Genomic DNA, 21429 nt, shown 5'->3' with positions numbered 1-21429 from the left:
GCGAATCTTCTATACACGATTATCAGTCACGACCGGACACTATCGATTGCGATTTTACTTATCGGTGGTCGACGAGTCCGTGGAGGCATCGGTGCTGCCGTTGTTCTTCGCCGACGAAGGTCGGTGGGAATTCGCAGCGGTGTCCTCACTAGCGCTCGGTTCGACGGTGGAACCGTGATCCGTCGTCGGCTCCTCCGTCGACACAGTCGCCTGCCCCTGTTGCCCACTAGTCGTCGGCTCAGTGGTGTTTGGCGATTCCTGTTGTGCAACTGGTCCCAAAATGCCTTTCACGGCCCACTCAACGACGACTCCAGGCGAAATTTGCAAGTCGAGTACGTCGCCTCGCACGGCAACGACGCGACCGTGCAAGCCTCCGGCTGTCTCGACAGCCATGCCAGGCTGCAGTTGGGAGCGAAACTCCTGGATGCGCTTCATGCTCTTGTTCTGCCGGACAATTTGCATGATGGGCAACGCCAGGAAAAGGATGAGGATAATTATCCATAGACCGTTCATGGCACCATCTTGGCATAGAGCAGGGACATTGAGTCAATTCTTTTAACTTGGCGGACTATTCGGTGAGCGTCACAGAGAGCTTTACTCCTGGATAACGCTGTATCGATCCAGAGGTCCTTTAGAAGAAGGCGCCAATTGTCCCCTCTGGAGGCTCCAGTCCCTGATGTTTCCATGCTTCGGCTGTGGCAACACGGCCTCGTGGAGTGCGAGCAATCATCCCAGCCCTAATCAAGTACGGTTCGCAGACCTCCTCGACAGTGGTGGGCTCTTCGCCTACGGCGAGAGCTAATGTCGACACACCAACAGGTCCGCCCCCATGGCCGCGTACGAGCGCATCGAGAACAGCACGATCCAGCCGGTCGAGGCCTTTTTCGTCGACATCAAAAACTAAAAGCGCAGCTTTGGCTGCTTCTACTGTGATCACGCCCCCAGAGTGGACGTCGGCGTAGTCCCTCACCCGTCGCAGCAAGCGGTTAGCGATACGGGGTGTACCTCGACTCCGTGACGCAATTTCCTTCGCAGCATCGGCCTTAATATCAATACTGAGTAGGCGGGCAGCACGCGTCACAACTTTCGTGAGATCCGCCGCCGAGTAAAACTCCATCTGCGCAGTGAATCCGAAACGATCACGCAGCGGCCCCGTTAACATTCCTGCGCGGGTGGTCGCACCCACCAAAGTAAAGGGAGGTAAGTCCAAGGGGATGCTCGTTGCACCCGGGCCTTTTCCGACAATGACGTCGATACGGAAATCCTCCATCGCCATGTACAACATTTCTTCCGCCGGGCGCGCCATGCGGTGAATCTCGTCGATAAAGAGGACATCCCCCTCCATCAAATTCGACAACATGGCAGCCAGGTCACCAGTCTTTTCCAGGGCGGGGCCCGACGTCATCCGCAATGACGTACCCATCTCCTGGGCGATAATCATCGCCATAGTTGTCTTGCCCAACCCGGGCGGGCCAGCCAAGAGAATGTGATCAGGGACAACTCGACGAGCCTTAGCGCCAGAAAGGACCAACTCTAGTTGTTCGCGGACCTTGGATTGCCCAATGAATTCATCCAAGCTACGCGGGCGGAGTGACAATTCGGCGTCCGCATCGTCGCTCTGCTCGGTTGGATCGACGGGACGAATTCCGGAAGCAAATTCGTCATCGTTTCCCATCGTCGGCACCTGCCCACCCCGATTCGAGGAACCACCTTTGTCATCCGGCAGCTGGAACTCAGTCTTTTCGATGTTGCCCATCTTCTAGTTCCTCTCGGATGACATGGATCGCAAGGCGCGCTTCAGAATCTCTGGCACAGATCCCCCGTCAGCCGCAGCGGACGTGGCAGTCTTTTCGGCCTGTTTTTCGGGAAAACCTAGTTCGACAAGAGCTTGAGTAACCGTACCCACAACGCCACTGTCTACGTCGGCCTCCGAATTTCCGTCCACCCCCGATTGTAGTTCGCTAGCCGAATCTCCAGAATCGAATACAGCCACCTTCGACTTTAAATCGACGATGATCCTCTCCGCTGTTCTTTTACCGATGCCCTTGACATTTCTTAGTTCAGCGTCATCCTCGTTGGTAATTATTCGAGCAAATTCGTCGGGCCTAAAAATGGAGCAAATTGCCATTGCGGACGTAGGCCCCACCCCCGACACCTTGCGGAGCATCGCGAACATCTGACGGGCCTCGTCGGATTCAAAAGCATAAAGGTCAATCCCATCGTCGCGAACATTCATCGTGACAAGGATTCGGGCGTCCTCCCCTTTTCGCAGCGTCCCCAGCAATGAGGGCGCAGCAGTAGCTCGGTAGCCGACGCCTGAACATTCAATCACGACATAATTAAGACCGACATGAAGAACCTTGCCATGTAATGAATCGATCACAGGGACCCCTTTTCTCTACTCACGATCGTCACACCACGACATCGGCCGCACCTATGACGTCACTTATGCCGTGAAGCGCTCCAACCCGGATTCTGCCCACCGGATAGCCCCAACATGGGAGCGCGCCAGCAATGGCAAATAGCGAGCGCCAGAGCATCGGCCGCATCGGCGGGACGCGGTGGTTCAGCCAAACCCAAGACCCGCGTAACCATCGCGGTGACTTGTTTTTTATCTGCACGTCCGTTCCCCGACACAGCTTTTTTCACTTCACTGGGCGTGTACATATAAACCGGAATATCTCTCCGCGCTGCACAAACAATAATTACACCCACCGCATGGGCGGTGTGCATGACAGTAGAGACTACACCACGTTCAAATACACGTTCGATTGCCAGCATATCCGGATGATACTCATCCATCCACTCATCAATCTTCATGGAGATGTCGAGAAGACGGGTAGAAAGATCGTCGGATGCGTCTGTTCGAATAACTCCCACTGCGACAGGTAGGACGGAGCGCCCCCGCCCAGCCTGAACCGTAGATATTCCGCACCGGGTTAACCCGGGGTCAACCCCCATGACGCGGGTCCCCTCTAAGGAGCGCGATCCACCCTTAGACGTGGTATTCACGGGCACTGGATCGCCACCCCTATCTGCACCATCGCCAACAGCCTATTCGGCACACGCTGAGGGCTTTCACTTAGTTATCGAGTTCAGCCAGAACCTCGTCGGAAAGATCCATATTGGTGTAGACGTTCTGGACATCATCCGACTCTTCCAGTGCATCGATCAGGTGGAAGATCTTCCGAGCTCCAGACGCGTCAAGTTGAACCTTAACGTCTGCTCGGTAGTCCGGCTCTGCAGAATCGTACTCCAGCCCGGCTTCCTTCAATGCGTCACGAACCGCAGAGAGATCCCCGGCTGCGGACACGACCTCGAAGTTCTGGCCGAGGTCATTAACTTCTTCAGCGCCCGCATCCAGGACGGCCATCAGGATGTCATCCTCAGTATTGCCTTCTTTCGGCAACTGAACGACACCTTTACGGTTGAACATATAGGCGACGGACCCTGCATCCGCCATGTTGCCACCGTTCTTGTTCATTGCGGTACGGACGTCCGTCGCGGCACGGTTGCGGTTATCGGTCAAGCATTCGATGAGGATCGCTACTCCACCGTTGCCATAGCCTTCGTACGTAACGGTCTCCCAGTCCGCGCCACCGGCTTCCTCACCGGAACCGCGCTTGCGGGCTCGCTCGATATTGTCGTTGGGAACCGACGCCTTTTTGGCCTTTTTAATCATGTCATCCAGCGTCGGATTCGCTGAGGGATCACCGCCGCCGGTGCGAGCAGCTACCTCAATGTTCTTAATCAGCTTGGCAAATTCTTTACCACGCTTGGCATCGTTCGCAGCTTTCTTGTGCTTCGTCGTTGCCCATTTAGAGTGCCCACTCATATTTTTTGTACTCCCTCAGTTGTTACCACACGTGCAAGCCCCACGAAGGGGATAATCGCAACCAGTCTAATACCCGGTCCCGACATCCCCTGGCATGGCACTGCCACCAATAAGTCTTTAGTTGGGTTACGCCATCGATTCCTCGACCATCGACACAAAATAGTCGTGGACACGGTCGTCGTCGGTCACTTCAGGATGGAACGACGTAGCAAGTACGTTTCCCCTGCCATGGCCGGAACGAACTGCAACAATGGCGCCCTTGTCGTCGTCGGCAGGTACACGAGCAAGAACCTCAGTGTCGTCGCCGACCGATTCGACCCACGGTGCACGAATAAAAACGGCGTGGACAGGTTGACTAATCCCTTTAAAATCGAGATCCGTTTCAAAGGAGTCGACCTGACGACCGAATGCGTTCCGGCGCACCGTGATGTCTAGCGCGGATAGGCAGTGAGCATCCGGGCGTGTCCCCTTAACCTCACTGGCCAGCAAAATCATACCGGCGCATGTGCCGAATGTCGGCGTCCCATTGTGAATCTTTGCCGTCAGGGGCTCCAGTAATCCGCCCAGCTCAAGAAGCTTCGACATGGTCGTCGACTCTCCCCCAGGGAGAATTAACCCATCAACTCCGTCGAGATGAGCAGGACGGCGTACAAGACGCGACCGAACTCCGAGGCGCTCTAGAGTGCGCTGGTGTTCGATAACGCCCCCCTGTACAGCAAGAATCCCGATAAGTGGGGTTCTCTCTTCGTTGCTACTATCCACTCGTTTTACCAACCACGCTCTGCTAAACGGTGCGGCTTCGGGATCTCGTCGACATTGATGCCCACCATCGCTTCGCCCAAGCCACGCGAAACATTGGCGATCGTCTCGGGGTCATCGTAATTCTGCGTTGCCTGAACGATGGCGCGCGCACGATGCTCCGGGTCGCCAGACTTAAAGATGCCCGAACCGACGAACACACCCTCAGCGCCAAGTTGCATCATCATCGCTGCATCGGCTGGGGTGGCAATACCGCCAGCCGTGAACAGCACAACCGGGAGGGATCCACGCTCAGCTACCTCACGCACCAACTCGTACGGAGCTTGGAGCTCTTTCGCGGCGACATACAGCTCATCAGGCGCCATCGACTTCAATTTATTAATAGAAGCGCGAATAGTCCGCATGTGGGTCACGGCGTTGGACACGTCGCCAGTACCCGCTTCGCCCTTGGAACGAATCATGGCAGCGCCCTCATTGATGCGTCGAAGTGCTTCGCCGAGGTTGGTCGCTCCACAGACGAATGGCACCGTGAAGTCGAATTTATCAATGTGGTTGGAATAATCGGCTGGCGTCAGCACCTCGGATTCGTCGATAAAGTCAACGCCCAGCGACTGCAAAACCTGCGCCTCAACGAAGTGACCGATGCGGGCTTTCGCCATCACAGGGATGGACACAGCGTTAATAATGCCTTCGATCATGTCGGGGTCCGACATGCGAGATACTCCACCCTCAGCACGAATATCAGCTGGGACACGCTCCAGCGCCATCACGGCTGTTGCGCCGGCATCCTCAGCGATCTTGGCCTGCTCAGGGGTGACGACGTCCATAATGACGCCGCCTTTTAACATCTCCGCCAGGCCGCGCTTTACTCGTGCAGTCCCGTGGGTTGTCTCATTCGAGGAGGAATGGGCAGCCCCGCGTGGATTGTCCGTAGCATGCCGTCCGTTTTGATTTGCATTATTGCTCATATTGTCGTTCTTCTCCTTAAAACTGGACTGGCCTGTCTAGAATACGCTGAAGCCTACAGTGTACTTACTCGCCTCTGGAGCCGGAAAACTCCCCAACCAATTCTTGAGGCTACATAGTGATTTACGACGCCGGAATGTCGGATTCAATACCAGCCACCTCAAAATACTCTGGTGGCGACGCATGACCGCCGAGATGAAAAAACCTCACGAGCGGGCGTAGCCGCAACGTCCGGGTGTCCGAGACGGCATCATTATAAAAGCGCATTGCGAGTTCTACTCGTGTGCGAGCGTCGGCTAGTGTTCTCGCACCATTGACCGTCACCGATTCGTCATCGAGATCGTGAATGCGCATAGCAAATCTGTTCTCCGCAAGTGCACGATCCGTCGTGCATGAAGTATCGAAAGCGATACGTTCCGTTGCTTCGGCCTCGTCCGCAAGTTCTGGCCACAATGCTGACACCACCGCAGCCCGACGCCCCAAGGCAGCATCCAGGCTTAACGCTGCTTCATCCGTCCGGATATTCAATCGATGCAAGCGAGTGGCTATAAACGATGCCCACATTCCCGCTAATAGAACGACCATTAGGCCAACGATGACGATGGCGACCCATACCGGTATCACGACGAAAAGTTCCTTTCCCCCTGAGGACCCAATACGGTTTCATATACCCTCTCGACTTCTGTCGTAACGTGGCTCCAATCAAACCGTTGGGACCGCTCAATGCCCTTATGCGCGAGTTCTTGCCGCTTGTCTTTGTCCGAAAACAACTCGGTGACAGCCGCCACCAAGGCATCCGTATCCCCAGGGGGAAATAGCCAACCAGCGTCGCCGTCATCGCACACAGCACGAAATGCCGGAATATCACTGGCGACAACCGCCGCACCGGCAGCCATCGCTTCGACGAGGACGATCCCAAAGCTCTCCCCACCGAGATGAGGTGCCACATAGACGTCCGATGCTTTAAAGGCTCGAGCCTTGTCACTATTAGACAATCGACCAAGAATGGTGATCGAATCCCGGACATGGGCTACGCGCCGCGACAAAGCCTTGGCATCACCAGTCCCCACGACAACGACTTCGATTCCTGGAATGGCTCGTGAGATCCGTGGCATTGCTTCGATCAGCACATCGAGCCCTTTACGTGGTTCATCAAAGCGCCCCAAAAAGATAATTCGCGGGCGGTCTGGATCGAGGCGAGAGATCGCATCATCGGCTCCTGACCATGGGTCCGCCGATGAGAAAAACTTCGTATCGACGCCGTTGGGGATGAGAATGGGATCTCCCCCCAGCTGTTCCACTTGCCACCGACGGGCCATCTCCGAGACCGCGATCCCTGCACGAACGCGCTCGAGCATCGGCGTGAGAACCGGAATAAACGTTTCCAACACACGAGACCGATCAGCCGATGCGTGATACGTCGCCACGACGGGAATCTTCGCCATTTTCAGGGCGATCATGGACACGCTTGGGGCGTTCGGCTCATGTATGTGGACAAGGTCGAATTCGTGATTATTCAACCACCTACGAACAGCATGAAATGCCGACGCTGTGAAGCTCAGACGGGCGACCGATCCGTTGTACGGGATAGGAATTGAGCGTCCGGCCCGGACGACGAAATCCGGGACATGAGTTTTCAGCGACGCTGGAGCCAGTAGGCTTACGGTGTGACCGCGCCGGATTAACTGTTCCGATAGCTCAATTGCGTGAGCTTGAACACCGCCAGGGTCGTCCATGGAATACGGACACACCATCCCGATTCGCACTCGGCCTCCACACTCTCAGTCTTCGTTCCAGATGCGTTGGAGCATATGCCAATCCTCAGGATGCTCCGAAATATTTTTCTCAAAAACGTTTGCGAGGTCTTGAACAACCTCGGGTATTGGCTTATCGGTATTCAGTGGCTCACCGACGCTATGACCCCAGCCATCCGGGGTAAACCAGCAGTGAACGCCGTGTAAGGCCGCCCCCGTTTCTTGAGCAAGCCGTACCGCCCCCACCGGCATGGTTGTTCTAGAACCGAAAAAGTCAACGCTGACACCGTGATGGGAAAGATCACGTTCGCCCAATAAGGCCACGACTCCGCCTGACTCTAAAGTTGCGCGGAGGCCGTCCATCGGCTTTTGTGAACCACCGGTGAGCGGGAACACGGTAAAGCCGAGTTCTTCGCGATAGTCCACGAATGCATCGAACAATTTCTCCGGCTTGAGCCGTTCTGCCACAGTAGAAAACGTACCGTAGCGCTGGGCAAGCCACAGCCCAGCCATATCCCAATTCCCACTGTGTGGCAGAGCGAGAATCACTCCCCGCCCCTGGCGATATGACTTATCAAACAAGTCCACGCCCTGGATACCTGACTCGATTGTGTCCACTAGTGAGTCCAGGGACGATGAGTGAATGATGGACGGCAAGCGGAAAGCTTCCATCCAATATCGGGCATATGATCTCATCGCGTTCCGCACTACGACATCAAGCTCTCGGTCATCCGTGAGACCGGTCACCTTGGCAAGGTTCGACCGTAACCTCGCCGGTTGTTTCCCCCTGTGAGAAGCAATATCGGCACCGAGCATGAATAATTTCCGCGCGACGGGGGCGGGAATTCGGGTGATTACTTTCCAGGCCCACACATACGACTCCGCGATAAGATCCTCTTTCGATAAGCCGAAGGGTCGTGTCACGTGTCGTCCTTACTTCGTGGGGAATTCTTTGGCCCCATGGGGCGCGGCGATTTTATCATTCGCGTGCGGAGATTTGCTGGCCATAACCATGCGTTGGATCACCGTGAAGATGGAGCCTATTGCAAGAATCCAGAGCGCAATACTTAACACATGCGGAACCCCCAAGCCTTCAAGGCCTAAGCCGACCAAACCGATGATCAGCCGTTCAGGGCGCTCCACCAATCCCCCGACGATCTCGAGACCGCCCGCCTCTGATCGAGCTTTGACATAAGAAATGACCTGGCTGGTGACCAACACAATCAACGCAGCGATCAGTTGGTGACGTTCTCCCTGCTGAGCGGAGACGATCCACCAGACGATAGCGGCGAAAACAGCACCGTCGGTAATCCGATCGCAGCTAGCATCCAGCGTCGCTCCGAACGTCGTTCCCCCGCCACGTATACGAGCCATGGTGCCGTCGACCATATCTACAGCTGTTAAGAGCCCGATAATTATTGCGGCGGCAAAAAGATGGCCGGTAGGGATCAGGATTAACGCTGCTACGCACGCACCGAGAGTACCGACGACGGTCACTGTGTTGGGGGAAATTCCCGCCTTAACCAGTGATCGGGCAATCGGTTCGATGACAACTGCAGCCGGTTTTCGGCCATGAACGCCAAGCATTATTCTCCCTTATTCCGACTCGGAAGCCGACTGCTCAGCAGACGGTTGATCATCGGAAGTGTCCAATGATGCCCAGGCTTCCGCAAGCAACGACCGTGTCTCACGGAGGAGCTGTGGCAGGACCTTCACGCCACCAATGACGGTCATGAAGTTAGCATCGCCAGCCCATCGCGGAACTATGTGAACGTGAAGATGCTCCTCGATCGAGCCACCTGATGCTTTACCCAGGTTCATTCCCACATTAATGGCATGAGGATGCGACACAGCTTTTAGCGAACGGATAGCTTTTTTCGTGAAAGCCATCAGTTCGGCCGTCTCATCAGGGTTCAAGTCCTCGAGGTTCTTCACCCGACGATAAGGAACAACCATCATGTGCCCAGAGTTATAAGGGAACAGGTTGAGCAAGCAGTACACGGTCTCACCGCGCGCGATGATCAGCCCTTCTTCGTCCGAGCCTTGGGGAATGTCTTCGAACGGATCACTACTGTTCCGATTGTCGTCGGCAATATACGACATCCGGTAGGGTGCCCACAGCCGGGTCAATCGGTCAGCGTCACCAGCTCCTGAGTCAACAAAAGTATCGTTATCCGCGGACACGAGACTCAATCAACTCCTTCGTCGGCTGCTCGTTGTTATGCTCTTGAATCCACGTTGAGATCACATCAACAGCCTTCTCGACGGGAACGCCATTCACCTGCGACCCATCGAGGAACCGGAAACTCACCGCGCCTGCTTCCGCATCGCGTCCGCCAGCAAGAAGCATGAACGGAACTTTATGAGTTGTATGGTTGCGGATCTTCTTCTGCATCCGATCATCCGAGGTATCGACCTCAGCACGGACACCCCGAGCACGCAGCTTATCCACGACCTCACCCAAGTATGGCGAAAACTCATCGGCGACGGGAATTCCGACAACCTGATGTGGAGCCAGCCATGCTGGGAATGCTCCCGCATAGTGTTCCAGGAGAACCCCAAAGAAGCGCTCGATAGAACCAAAGAGCGCGCGGTGGATCATAATGGGGCGCTGCTTAGAGCCGTCGGGAGCCGTGTACTCCAATTCGAAACGCTCAGGCAGATTGAAGTCCAACTGAACAGTCGACATCTGCCACGTACGCCCAATCGCGTCACGAGCCTGAACCGAAATCTTCGGACCATAGAAAGCAGCTCCACCTGGATCCGGAACAAGGTCGAGGCCGGATTTATCTGCTACACGCCGGAGAATCTCCGTCGAGCGCTCCCAGATTTCATCAGAACCGACGAACTTGTTTGGGTCTTTCGTCGACAACTCAAGGTAGAAATCATCGAGCCCGTAATCCTTCAACAGCGAGATGATGAAATCAAGAACCGTGCTTAATTCATTCTCAAGCTGATCTGCGGTGCAGTAGATATGGGCATCGTCCTGCGTGAATCCTCGGGCACGGGTGAGACCGTGAATGACGCCAGATTTTTCATACCGATAGACCGTGCCAAACTCGAATAGGCGCAGAGGCAATTCGCGGTATGACCGCCCTTTGGATGCAAAAATCAGATTGTGCATCGGGCAGTTCATCGGCTTGGCGTAGTAGTCCTGAGCCGGCTTCGTGATGTTCCCCTCGGCATCCCTTTCCTCATCCAACTTCATGGGAGGGAACATGCCGTCCTTGTAGAAATCAAGGTGGCCGGATTTTTGGAACAAATCTCCCTTGGTCAGATGCGGAGTGTAGACAAAGGAATACCCAGCTTCGATGTGACGACGCCGCGAGTGCTGCTCCATTTCATTGCGGACGATCCCGCCGTCAGGATGGAAGACAGGGAAACCTGAGCCGATTTCATCCGGGAAGCTGAAAAGATTCAATTCAGCGCCGAGACGACGGTGGTCCCGGCGTTCTGCTTCCTCCATCCGCTGCTGATACTCTTGCAGCGCTTCTTTCGACTCAAAAGCCGTCCCGTAGATCCTTTGCATACCGTCGTTGTTTTGGTCACCACGCCAGTAAGCTGCAGAACTCCTCTGAAGGGCAAAGGCGGCGATGTATTTCGTCGTCGGTACGTGGGGGCCACGACACAGATCGAACCATTCGACCTCGCCGGTACGAGGATTGACGTTGTTATACGCAGTTAACTCGCCAGCGGTATCGAGATCTGCGTCCTCATCAAGAACGGTGCCTTTCGACTTATCATCGATGAGCTCCAACTTGTATGGCTCATCTTTCAACGCTTCGCGGGCGTCATCGAGAGACTTCCATACAACGCGCTCGAACCGCTGTCCCGATTTAATGATCTTCTTCATACGCTTTTCGATGCGTTTGAGATCGTCGGGAGTAAAGGCGTGGTCGGTGCCAAAATCGTAGTAGAAACCGTCCGCTATAGCGGGCCCGATTCCGAGCTTGGTACCTGGAAATTCCGCCTGAACTGCCTGCGCCATCACATGAGTACAACTGTGTCGAATGACAGCTCGTCCTTCATCGCTCGCTGCGATGACCGTGGTGACCTCAGTGTCCTCAGTAGGGGCAAATGATAGATCGTGGATGGTTCCATCATTAGTCTTCACGCAAACCACTGCTTCTGGCCCTTTGGTGGGAAGGCCCAGTGGCTTCATCGCGGCCCCAGCTGGTGTACCAGCGGGGACCTGAAACGATACTGATGAGGCGCTTTTTTCCGATGACGACAGTGCAGACACTGATTGCACTCCTTAGTGGTGACATGGCTATCACATACCTGGTAACAGCCGGGGACGGATCAAAACTCTACCGCATGACCGGACAGCACGCGTAGCACCGTCGCGGAACCGGACGAACACAGCCCTTGTGGCGACCATTCGTCGTCACGAATGGAGCAGGTCACGCCAAGAGATCATCCGCCCAATAATTGTCTTCACCTGCGGTGCCGTGAGGAACGGCGTAGACAGCAGAACCGATGTGGGTTATCCACTCATTGAGACGATCTGACTGATCTAACCGTTTTTGAATTGGTGTGAATTGAGTGTCTGGATTCTGCTGGAAGCAGGTAAAAATCAATCCAGCGTCAGAAATCGGCGAGTGCGGCCCAGACACCGGAAGGCTGTAATTGAAGGCACGACGCAATATCTGCTCGTGAGTATTGTTCCCCTCATAGTGGGCTCGTGCCATATGCGATTCCGGATCAATGATCGGAAGACCTGTGCTATCGACTTTGTCGAAATCGGGGTCGTCGAACTCTTTCTCCCCTGTAAGAGGAGCCCCGGATTTCAGTTTTCGCCCGAAGACTACTTCTCGCGATGAGCGATCCAAAATGTCCCAGCTATCAAGATTGAGGGAAATACGACGGATGACCATCGCCGTTCCCCCTCGTAACCAGGCAGGCCCATCATTAATCCACACGATATCGGACAGTTCCTTATCGGAACGCGGATTAACTGTGCCGTCGAGAACACCGAACAAGTTACGCGGAGTGGAACCTTTCGCTTGGGCACCCGCCGCATAAAGAAAGCCCTGTTGTTCCCAGACAGGCTCGGTGTACCGTTGCCCGGCCCGAAGAATGAACCGTCGTGCATGAGCCAGTGTGGTGGGGTCATCTGAACAGATCTGCAATGCTAAATCCGTTTGGCCCCACGCATCGTCGAGACGGTCCCGATCAAAAGCAGGAATGTCATGAAGCCACGACGGGATCTTGTCGTGCATCTGTAGCTTGTCGAGCAAAGGACGGCCGAACCCAATAGTGACAGTGAGGTTGGCGGGCCGAGAGACCATCTCCGGTTCAAGTTCAGCCAGCGGCGGTTGACCTTGGGTCAGCTTTCGGGACGTAGACGTCCATACCTCCATGAGGCGCTGCATGGCCTTCTTATCGATGCCCTCAATGCAATTAATCCCCACGACGTTGACATACGCTTGCGAGGGAGTATCGATACCCGCCTGATGCGGTCCATCGAATGGGACAGTCTGATCAGCAATTCCCGTGAGACCTGCTGCGTTACAGACCGCGTCCGCAGCATTTTTCTCCCGCTGATCTAAAGCTTCCGACGACGACGTCGTGGCGTTATCGTCTTCGTGGCCACAGGCAGCTAATCCTGATGCCCCCAGCGCAACTCCGGCCCCTAGGCCACCGGTGAGGAAAGAACGGCGTCGTAGCACATGGCGAAGAACGTTGCGTCGGGCGCTCTCTGCACCTCGGTCGTTTCTTTCGTCCGGTGTATTGCTTCGTTCACCATCGCTCGAGCGCTCATCGTCGTTAGAGCGTTGTACACGAGCGTTTGCGTCATCCGCGGAATTATGAGGCAAAGAGTTCATCTTCTTCGTCGAAATGATGTTGTCTCGAAATCATGTTGTGTGGGGTAAAAATTCCTGCTGACCTTGAGTTTTCCCTGATCGCTGGACGACACCACACAGCTTGGGACGCCGACCGTAACCGCAGGGGCGGATAAGGCCAGCGCTCAAACGTCGGCATCAGCAGAAATCAGTAACCAGATGATACCTCGAATATCGCGACATCAACCGGCTGATGTAGCTGATCTAGTGGGAATGCCCGTGCATGGAGTGGTCTGCTTGGCCACCCATTTCTTGGCCACCTGGCTGAGCTGAATCGCTCATACCTGGCATGTCTGACATACCTGACATGTCAGAGCTGTCGTCGCCGCCGTAGTTTTCTTCACCCGAGGGCTGTTCACGGACAGGAATAGACACTTTCTCCGTGGAACCGTCTTTGAACTTCAACTGCACATTAACTTTGTCCCCGGCAGCTAATTCATCATGATTATCCATAATCATGATGTGCTCTCCGCCTGGTTTCATCTCCAAAGTCCCATTTGCAGGGAGCTTAAACCCCTCTTTTTGCTCAACCATTTTTCCGTCGACAACGGTGTGTAGTTCGAAATTACCTTTGACATCGGACGACGAGACCGACTCGAGGACTTTCTCTTTATCGGTGTTGTTCTTCAGAGTTCCGAAAATCGCGGTCATCGCTTTATCCGGGGTCTTCGACTTCACATAGCCCTGATCCAGTGAAACATCGCCGGAAGCTTTTTCTGTGCTGCTCGCGGACGACGACGTTGTGGTCGTTGCGGCCGATTGTGAGCCGTCTTTATCCGAATCTTCGTCGACAGAACACGCAGCGAGCCCCAGTGACAGGGCCAGAACTGAAGCTCCGGCGACACGAACAGCCAGCCGAGATGTTGACCGTGATGTACTCATTTTCTATAACTCCTCATTTTCGTTTATGGAACAGAACCCGCCCCACAATGTGATAGTCGGATTTTCGGAGACGTCCTTCGAGGACCTACTGCATGGTGTTTTATCGTGAGTCTCGATCGTCAGAGCTTGAGTCACGAAGACGTCGTAACGCAACCACGAGAGCACCGATAATGACGATGATAACGGCGATAGATAGCCACAGGGCTTTCGATCCAAATGACGACGAAGACGTCGAGGATGATGAGTCTGTGTCTTGGGAAGATCCGCCGTTAGCGTTCGCGGAGGGGACAGAAGAACCGCCGGATTCATCCGTGTTCTCCTCCGACTTCCCCGTCGACGCGGACTGCTCTGCAGATTCTCCCCTGTCAGGATCCCCAGAATATGTGAAAGAAATTGACCCACGCGTCGAATGCCCATCGGAACTAGTGATCTGGAATCCCACGACATATGTACCCGGCGACGCATCGACATCCTCAGGAACTGTGAATGAAATAACATTCCCCGAAATAATGGGTGTTCCTTTAGCGATGACCTTCCCGGACGACTTGTTCGACACCGCTATGGTGTTGAAATTATCTCTCGGGTTACCCGACATTGTCAGCTGAATGTCGTGAGGAAACTCCGATACTGTCGAACCATCCTCGGGCGACGACGACACCACACTGTCATGAGCCCAGGCCTGCGGGGAAAATGCAACCGCCCCCACCACGATCAGGATGAGGGATACGATAAGGCCACCCGCACTTCGGAACCGTACAGTTCGACTGTCGCTCATCTCAGCCCTCCCAGAGCTGTGTAAAACCAACTACTTCTCTCCATCGTGGCACACAAAATCTCTTAACCTCTACACGCCACGCTGCCACCTGGTGCTCAGGTACGAAACCACCACGGATGTGGCGGTATATAACGCTTCCAAGCTGCCCGGTGCCCACTCGCGAACCGCGTAGACACTAGTCGTCGAAATACGTCAGGAAGTTCCCCGCTATCCACGCCACTTCACCCCCACTATATTTGCGCCGGCTGCCGGGTTCAGGCCACCCGCCAAGCAACCAGTAGCCACCAGCGGCAGGACCCGGATATGCGAAAGCCCGGACACTGCGCGGTGCCCGGGCTATCTGTGGTCTCAGCTGGGATCGAACCAGCGACCTTTCCGGTGTGAACGGAACGCTCTTCCACTGAGCCATGAGACCGACAAGCCAAGAATCTAGCACGATACGAAGACTCGAACAAAAATGACGTTGACACGCTCCCGCAGTCCAATGCGCCAAACGCGGTAAGCCTGTGAAGGCGCGCATGGGTTCGATACAGAGAGCCTACGTAGTTTTCCGTAAGCAAACCCCGGAAAATGATCATGCTAGAGCCCTTTTTCCTGGGGATTTGTGCATTAGCTATCGCTACGGCTAGTGTTTCTTTCGCGTGTTACGGGCTTCCGAGCCCCAACACAACGCGTCTTGCGGATGTAGCGCAGTTGGTAGCGCATAACCTTGCCAAGGTTAGGGTCGCGGGTTCGAGTCCCGTCATCCGCTCAACTGAAATAGATTTTTCAGTTATTTAGGTTGACTTTCGACGATGGATCTCTCCAAGTTTCATGGTCTGGTCGGCTACACGCGCGATTAGCTCAGCGGGAGAGCGCTTCCCTGACACGGAAGAGGTCACTGGTTCGATCCCAGTATCGCGCACCACTTATCGCAGCAGATTACTTAAACAGGCTTTCACCCTTCTGCTGCACGATGAGTCTTGCGGATGTAGCGCAGTTGGTAGCGCATAACCTTGCCAAGGTTAGGGTCGCGGGTTCGAGTCCCGTCATCCGCTCCATGCACCAAGGTGTAAAAGGGCAGATCACTGCCCTTTTGTGCTATCGTGCATCATGATGCGTGAGTGAAATCCTTTCCTCATCATCGTCGAATGGTGGAATGGCCGAGTGGTGAGGCAACGGTCTGCAAAACCGTGTACACGGGTTCGATTCCCGTTTCCACCTCAAGCTCAACATTTTCATTTCTTCGGGGACTTTCCACAAAATTCAAAGGTCATTCCTGCCTACTCTGGAGCTATGAAACAATCACCCACAGTCACGGTTTTCCCGCCAGAGAACGATTCTGATACCGACAGCGCATTAGAGCGCTTCCTCCCCTTCCCCGCGCCACAGTCACTGAACATTCGTGCGATCATGGTATCCACCATCGATGGCGCTTCCGTAGCACCAAGTGGTAGGTCAGGAGAGCTCGGCGGCCCGATTGATACCAAGCTTTTCGCCCTGCACCGACGGCAAGCCGAAGCCGTCATAGCAGGCCTATCCACGGCCCTCGCTGAAGGCTATGGTCCCATCGAGTTCAGCACGAATGGAGTCCAAATCCGATCGCGCCATGGATTGCCACCAACCGCAGACTTGGTCCTCACTACCCACCAGTTGGATGATAAAAAGCTCTCGGACATCCTTGGATCTCCCCTCACCACCGCTGACGACACCAATGACGACCAGTCGAAATCGGTAGACGGAGCCGAAGGTTCTGACGACCATCCGTCCGAGGAAATCCAGCACGGGGGCTCAGTTGTCATCCTCACCGATCGAACTGCGTCAGAAGCATCGACTTTTAGCAAGAACCGGACAATTCTGCGGAACCACGGCATAAACGTCGACGTCCTCGACAAACTCGACGGCACACATATCCGTCAATGGTTAAGCGACCGCTACAGCGTCGTCGATTGTGAAGGCGGGCCTCGCTTTCTGGGATCACTCATATCATCACGCGCCATAGATGAAGTGATCTTGACAATTCATCCCGGTGTACAGGCCGGCAATGCACCGCGAATTGCCTACGGAACCTCCGACGGAACCGACGAAGACGCCAAGACGGTCACTGGCACACCGACAGATGGTGAACTCCTCGCAATAGGGTATGACCAGGACGGAGCTGTGTTCCTTAGGTACGGTCTACGCAACGAGCACACCTAGACCACACGGACGGTAGTGCAATTAGCCCCTTTTCGGAGATGGCGAACCAAAGCTTTTATACAGCCCCGTGAAATAACGAACCTTAACGCGGTGTTGAAATGAGTTAAAACAGTAACCTCTGTTAACAATCTCTCACGACGCCGGAAGGAAAGAATGACTGACAAAGATGAGCAACACGAGGACTTTCGTCGCCTTAGCGATGATGAATGGCGAGCCCGGCTCACCAATGCCGAATACCGGGTCCTCAGAGAAGCGGGAACCGAAGCTCCTTTCAAGGGTGAATACACCGATACCGAAACTGAAGGGGTCTACCGGTGTCGAGCCTGCGGTTCTGAGCTCTTCCGATCCCGCGAGAAGTTCCACAGTCACTGTGGTTGGCCATCATTCTTCTCCCCGCTAGCCGGAGACCGGATCATTGAAGTCGCTGATAATAGCCACGGGATGCACCGAGTTGAGGTGAAATGCGCGCAATGCCATAGCCATCTGGGCCACGTCTTCGAAGGCGAAGGCTATGACACTCCTACGGATTTACGCTATTGCATTAACAGCATTAGCCTCACGTTAGAACCGGCAACCAAGGATTAGCATCCAAAAATCAAGCGAGGGCGTACCGCTCCCCCTAGCGGCACGCCCTACGCCTTCGTAACGACAGCTCGTTGACGAAACGATTATGGCAAGAGATCGGTGACCTCAGCGATATCGTCAACTCGTCGTCCAGTGAAGAACGGAATCTCTTCACGGACGTGGAGCCGCGCCTCTGTGTAGCGCATGTGGTGCATGAGATCAACGATGCGGTCCAACTTCGGCCCTTCGAAGGCCAGAATCCATTCGTAGTCGCCCAAAGCGAAAGCCGGAACGGTGTTCGCACGGACATCCGGGTAATCACGGCCCATCTTTCCGTGGTCAGCCAGGATCCGACGACGATCCGCAGGATCCATCACGTACCAGTCATACGAGCGGACGAACGGGTACACAGCAATCCAGCGCTTCGGTTCTTCTTCCGCGATGAATGACGGCACATGGGACTTGTTGAACTCGGATGGACGGTGGAGCGCTGCCTGCGACCACACGCTTGTACATGCACGTCCCAACGTCGTCGTACGCAGGAAGCGATTGTAAGCGTCCTGCAGATCTTCCATCTTTTCAGCGTGCCACCAAATCATGATGTCAGCTTCCGCACGAATACCGGAAACGTTGTAGATCCCTCGTATGGTGAGATCTTCGTGCTCATAGGAAGCAATAAAGTCACGCATTTCCTGGGCCACTGTGTCCCGGTCTTCACCCAATTTACCGGGGGCAACCTTGAAGACCGACCACATCGCGTACCGAACAGTCGCATTCAGCTTCTTATAATTCAGACGATGCTTGTGCTCAGTGCCAGCAGAGCTATCACTATTTTCTTGACGAACGTCGTCCTGGTTTTCAGTCATGGTCAACCTCTTCTTTTTCTTCGTAAACTACCGGAGCTTCGTGATGTGACGACGAAGCTCGATGCACACGACATATGTGGAACTTTGTTCTTGACTCCCCGCGAAGGGAGGAGCCTTCTGATCACTGTCACATAACCGTATCCATCACCTTCTTCGCCGCCTCACGCGCTTGCGCGATACACGCTGGAACGCCGACGCCGTGCCAGATGGCACCTGCAGCTTCTAGCCCCTCGACTTGACTGATGTCCTTAAGCGCCACATTAATGAGTTCATCGTGGCCCATGCCGTAACGCGGCAAACCACCCCACCACTTTTGAAGCACCGTCTCTTCGGGGTGCAGACGTTGGCCCGTAATGGTTTCGAAATCGTCGATAGCGTATTTCACCAGCGTGTCTTCGTCTTCTCTGACGAGTGAATCGTCGCCCCAATGGCCGAATGAAGCCCTGATGAAAGCACCAACGTGATCGTCGACGTGGGGCCACTTCCGCGATGAGAAAGTAAAGGCTTTAGCGTGAAGTCCGGCATCGGGTGACACGAGAATGCCCGTTTTCTCTGGGATAGCCTCGTCAGTCGGTAGCCGCAGACCAAGAACAACACTCGACGCCAGATCCATCGACCCCAAAATGTCTGCTGCCACGGGGGCAACCTTAGCGAGCTGCTGGCCCGCGACATCTGCTGGGGTAGCAACGACAACAGCGTCGAAGTCTTCAGTCTCTGTCGACGACGAACCACTCACGACGCGGAAACGACGGGAACTTCCTGCCTCCGCGGGTAAAACCGCAGCGACAGGACTATCCACACGAATAGTGGCTGACGACTGCTCAACCAGCGCATCGATCAGATCGCGGTAACCCCCGACAAACGACGCAAACACCGGCGGCTTTTTCGCCGACGCACTCGGCGACTCCTCATCTGCCGCGCCTCCAGCCACCCGGGCCTCACGCGCTTCATCGCGCTGCTGTAGAACAGCAGCAGCCGCTCGCGTTAATGTCACCGGTTCGCCATGGTTGGCAAGATCATCCATCGCCCCAGCTAATTCCGGGATCGTCGCGCGTAAGCCAAGATCTTCGGCACGGGACGAATACACCCCACCCAGCAACGGGGAAACCACGTGATCCACGACCTGCTGCCCCATCCGCTCGGCAACCAACGCGCCGAGCAAGGCATCTTCACCTTCCACCCACGGTATGGGGTACGCCTCCCCCTCGGCATCAATCCGTGCGCAGGTCTCGGAATCGACGAGGTCTTTCACAGAGGAACTATCAGCAGGAATTCCCATCACGGTTCGCGACGGAACTGAGTGCAAGGTGCCGTCGCCAATCCATAACCCGGATTTGAGGTCGGACGGATAGCGGAGCCGGTCTTTCAGCCCCAAGGATGTAAAGAACCGGGTGGCATCGGCACGGAAGGCGAGGTACGCCTCCGCCCCCACATCAACACTGCCGGTGGCTAGATCAACGGTCTTAAGTTTCCCACCTACCGCGTCGGATGCTTCATAAACAACGACGTCGGCATTGGGGTCGCGACGGCTGATTTCATACGCCGCGACAAGTCCCGACAGTCCTCCACCAATAACCGCAACACGCGTCTTTACCACGAATGCACCTTTTCTACGATGTGAGAAATAATGTCCGGGTCAGTGTCTGCGAGAACACCATGCCCCAAGTTCACAATATGACCTGAAATCTTCCCTTCGGAGATAAGCTGATCCGTGGTGGTCAACAGCTGATCGATTTCCTTATCAACCGCTTCTTTACCTGCAAAAAGTAAGGCTGGGTCAATATTCCCTTGAAGCGCCAACTCACCAGGACCTGTGTCCCCGTTTTTGTCCGCTAAAGCTACGTTAATGCGCTGTGCCGCAGTAGCCATGTCCACCCGCCAGTCAACCCCCATGACATCGGGGCCCGTTTGCGCCATAGGACCGAGCAGCTCCCCCGTCGTCACGCCAAAATGAATGCGCGGAATAGGCCGACGGCCACCTCGTGAGGATCTCTCGGACACGAACCTAAAGATTTCGGCCGAGTACGGGGCAACCAGATCGGTATAGTCCCGTGCGTGCAAGTACCCCGCCCAGGAATCGAATAGCTGCATGGCATCAATTCCCGCGTCGATCTGTACCCCGAGGAAAACCTTGACGTAGTCCGTCAACACCCGCATGAGGGCGTGCCATGAATCAGGATCAGCATGCATCATGGCTTTCGTATGTTGGTGGGTTTTCGACGGTCCGCCCTCAATCAAATAGGACGCAATGGTAAAAGGAGCACCAGCGAAGCCAATCAAAGCCTGATCATCGCGAAGTTCCCCAATGATTTCTCGGACCGCTTCGCCGATGACCGAAATGGAATCCGGATCCAACTCAGGAAGCGAGTCAATGTCCGCCCGTGACCGAATGGGACGATCGACGACGGGGCCACGACCGGCAACAATCTCCACCCCGATTCCCGCGGCCTTCAGCGGCACAACGATGTCTGAGAAAAAGATCGCAGCGTCGACATTATGTCTGCGCACAGGTTGCAAAGTGATCTCAGCAGCGGCATCAGGGGTAAAGCATGCCTCCAGCATCCCGATGTTCTCCCGGAGCTTCCGATATTCCGGAAGTGAGCGCCCAGCCTGCCGCATAAACCAGACAGGCTGATGATGCGGGGTGGCTCCATTCGCGGCGTCGAGTAACGATGACTGCGACAACGTGCGGCGCGACGACGTTATATCTGGAGAATCGCCGGAATTCGTACTCATTCCATGCATACGGTTCATAGTGCCAGGTCTCGATCTGAATCGAACACTCGCGACAATCGCCCCTACCGGGTGTACCCCATCGTCGCTAAAATTCCACTGGCACAGGCGATTTCGCGGTCCCCCCGTCGTTAAGTATTTTTTGCGACGCGGTAAGCCTGCCAGTGCGCAACGTTCAACCGATTACACATCAGCATCCCGCGCGTTTCAGCCCACATCACCGTTTCACCAAGCTAAACCAAGCTGGTACGCGACGGGAAACGACGCACAG

Annotated in this window: 21 protein-coding genes and 5 tRNA genes; 6 read left to right on the top strand and 20 right to left on the bottom strand. The window is 55.1% G+C overall.

Annotation, left to right across the window (positions count from 1 at the left end; all coding sequences use genetic code 11):
• Positions 1 to 54: 54 nt before the first annotated feature.
• The 17 genes from JMN36_RS02040 to JMN36_RS01960 form a co-directional block, all read right to left on the bottom strand.
• Positions 55 to 513: a preprotein translocase subunit YajC gene (locus tag JMN36_RS02040; RefSeq protein WP_221923767.1), complete on the bottom strand. Its 459-nt coding sequence runs from the start codon at positions 511 to 513 to the stop codon at positions 55 to 57.
• Positions 514 to 631: 118 nt separating this feature from the next.
• Positions 632 to 1756, bottom strand: a complete 1125-nt coding sequence (ruvB, locus tag JMN36_RS02035; RefSeq protein WP_221923766.1) for a Holliday junction branch migration DNA helicase RuvB — start codon at positions 1754 to 1756, stop codon at positions 632 to 634.
• Between the two features lie 3 nt (positions 1757 to 1759).
• Entirely contained in the window at positions 1760 to 2383 is a 624-nt protein-coding gene (gene ruvA / locus JMN36_RS02030; RefSeq protein ID WP_221923765.1) for a Holliday junction branch migration protein RuvA, read from the bottom strand.
• A 59-nt stretch (positions 2384 to 2442) separates the two neighbouring features.
• Entirely contained in the window at positions 2443 to 2961 is a 519-nt protein-coding gene (gene ruvC / locus JMN36_RS02025) for a crossover junction endodeoxyribonuclease RuvC (RefSeq protein WP_221923830.1), read from the bottom strand.
• Positions 2962 to 3082: 121 nt separating this feature from the next.
• Positions 3083 to 3835: a YebC/PmpR family DNA-binding transcriptional regulator gene (locus tag JMN36_RS02020; RefSeq protein ID WP_221923764.1), complete on the bottom strand. Its 753-nt coding sequence runs from the start codon at positions 3833 to 3835 to the stop codon at positions 3083 to 3085.
• 126 nt (positions 3836 to 3961) lie between these two features.
• Positions 3962 to 4597, bottom strand: coding sequence for a pyridoxal 5'-phosphate synthase glutaminase subunit PdxT (pdxT, locus tag JMN36_RS02015; protein ID WP_221923763.1), 636 nt, complete (start codon positions 4595 to 4597; stop codon positions 3962 to 3964).
• A gap of 5 nt (positions 4598 to 4602) precedes the next feature.
• Positions 4603 to 5562 (bottom strand): pyridoxal 5'-phosphate synthase lyase subunit PdxS, encoded by a 960-nt coding sequence (gene pdxS / locus JMN36_RS02010; protein ID WP_082089835.1) that lies wholly within the window; start codon positions 5560 to 5562, stop codon positions 4603 to 4605.
• 121 nt (positions 5563 to 5683) lie between these two features.
• The gene (locus tag JMN36_RS02005; protein WP_236881902.1) at positions 5684 to 6184 is read right to left on the bottom strand and encodes an NUDIX hydrolase; all 501 of its coding nucleotides are present in this window, start codon (positions 6182 to 6184) and stop codon (positions 5684 to 5686) included.
• Positions 6181 to 7326 carry a glycosyltransferase family 4 protein gene (locus tag JMN36_RS02000; protein ID WP_221923762.1) on the bottom strand — a complete coding sequence of 382 codons (1146 nt, stop codon included), beginning with the start codon at positions 7324 to 7326 and terminating at the stop codon, positions 6181 to 6183. Before JMN36_RS02000 ends, JMN36_RS02005 begins: the two co-directional genes overlap by 4 nt.
• A 15-nt stretch (positions 7327 to 7341) precedes the next feature.
• The gene (locus JMN36_RS01995) at positions 7342 to 8238 is read right to left on the bottom strand and encodes a phosphatidylinositol mannoside acyltransferase (RefSeq protein WP_221923761.1); all 897 of its coding nucleotides are present in this window, start codon (positions 8236 to 8238) and stop codon (positions 7342 to 7344) included.
• 9 nt (positions 8239 to 8247) lie between these two features.
• Positions 8248 to 8901, bottom strand: coding sequence for a phosphatidylinositol phosphate synthase (gene pgsA, locus JMN36_RS01990; protein WP_221923760.1), 654 nt, complete (start codon positions 8899 to 8901; stop codon positions 8248 to 8250).
• A 9-nt stretch (positions 8902 to 8910) separates the two neighbouring features.
• A complete protein-coding gene (locus JMN36_RS01985) occupies positions 8911 to 9498 on the bottom strand; it encodes an ATP adenylyltransferase (protein ID WP_180962455.1) in 588 nt (195 codons plus the stop codon).
• A complete protein-coding gene (thrS, locus tag JMN36_RS01980) occupies positions 9485 to 11476 on the bottom strand; it encodes a threonine--tRNA ligase (RefSeq protein WP_221923828.1) in 1992 nt (663 codons plus the stop codon). Before thrS ends, JMN36_RS01985 begins: the two co-directional genes overlap by 14 nt.
• Before the next feature lie 241 nt (positions 11477 to 11717).
• Entirely contained in the window at positions 11718 to 12986 is a 1269-nt protein-coding gene (locus JMN36_RS01975) for a Dyp-type peroxidase (RefSeq protein ID WP_221923827.1), read from the bottom strand.
• Positions 12987 to 13364: 378 nt separating this feature from the next.
• Positions 13365 to 14042 carry a copper chaperone PCu(A)C gene (locus JMN36_RS01970; protein ID WP_221923759.1) on the bottom strand — a complete coding sequence of 226 codons (678 nt, stop codon included), beginning with the start codon at positions 14040 to 14042 and terminating at the stop codon, positions 13365 to 13367.
• Positions 14043 to 14142: 100 nt separating this feature from the next.
• The gene (locus tag JMN36_RS01965; protein WP_221923758.1) at positions 14143 to 14817 is read right to left on the bottom strand and encodes a copper resistance CopC family protein; all 675 of its coding nucleotides are present in this window, start codon (positions 14815 to 14817) and stop codon (positions 14143 to 14145) included.
• Positions 14818 to 15160: 343 nt separating this feature from the next.
• Positions 15161 to 15232, bottom strand: a tRNA-Val gene (locus JMN36_RS01960).
• A 263-nt stretch (positions 15233 to 15495) separates the two neighbouring features.
• Between JMN36_RS01960 and JMN36_RS01955 the strand changes: the two genes are divergently transcribed.
• From JMN36_RS01955 to msrB, 6 genes are all read left to right on the top strand, one after another.
• A tRNA-Gly gene (locus JMN36_RS01955) sits at positions 15496 to 15568 on the top strand.
• An 81-nt stretch (positions 15569 to 15649) separates the two neighbouring features.
• Positions 15650 to 15724 (top strand) — tRNA-Val (locus JMN36_RS01950).
• A gap of 57 nt (positions 15725 to 15781) precedes the next feature.
• Positions 15782 to 15857: transfer RNA gene (locus tag JMN36_RS01945), tRNA-Gly, on the top strand.
• 92 nt (positions 15858 to 15949) lie between these two features.
• Positions 15950 to 16020 (top strand) — tRNA-Cys (locus JMN36_RS01940).
• 72 nt (positions 16021 to 16092) lie between these two features.
• On the top strand, positions 16093 to 16995 hold the full coding sequence (locus JMN36_RS01935) for a dihydrofolate reductase family protein (RefSeq protein WP_221923757.1): 903 nt from the start codon (positions 16093 to 16095) through the stop codon (positions 16993 to 16995).
• Between the two features lie 153 nt (positions 16996 to 17148).
• Entirely contained in the window at positions 17149 to 17580 is a 432-nt protein-coding gene (msrB, locus tag JMN36_RS01930; protein ID WP_221923756.1) for a peptide-methionine (R)-S-oxide reductase MsrB, read from the top strand.
• Positions 17581 to 17663: 83 nt separating this feature from the next.
• Here msrB and hemQ read toward each other — a convergent pair whose 3' ends face one another.
• The 3 genes from hemQ to hemE all read right to left on the bottom strand — a co-directional run bounded on the left by hemQ (position 17664) and on the right by hemE (position 21170).
• Positions 17664 to 18425 carry a hydrogen peroxide-dependent heme synthase gene (gene hemQ / locus JMN36_RS01925; protein WP_236881944.1) on the bottom strand — a complete coding sequence of 254 codons (762 nt, stop codon included), beginning with the start codon at positions 18423 to 18425 and terminating at the stop codon, positions 17664 to 17666.
• Positions 18426 to 18552: 127 nt separating this feature from the next.
• A complete protein-coding gene (gene hemG / locus JMN36_RS01920) occupies positions 18553 to 20022 on the bottom strand; it encodes a protoporphyrinogen oxidase (RefSeq protein WP_221923755.1) in 1470 nt (489 codons plus the stop codon).
• The gene (gene hemE, locus JMN36_RS01915; RefSeq protein ID WP_221923754.1) at positions 20016 to 21170 is read right to left on the bottom strand and encodes a uroporphyrinogen decarboxylase; all 1155 of its coding nucleotides are present in this window, start codon (positions 21168 to 21170) and stop codon (positions 20016 to 20018) included. Before hemE ends, hemG begins: the two co-directional genes overlap by 7 nt.
• Between the last annotated feature and the right edge of the window lie 259 nt (positions 21171 to 21429).

The organism is Corynebacterium pseudokroppenstedtii, assembly GCF_019754945.1.
Taxonomy (GTDB): domain Bacteria; phylum Actinomycetota; class Actinomycetes; order Mycobacteriales; family Mycobacteriaceae; genus Corynebacterium; species Corynebacterium pseudokroppenstedtii.
The sequence above is the reverse complement of the archived record's forward strand: the minus strand, read 5'-3'. Positions and strand labels throughout refer to the sequence as shown.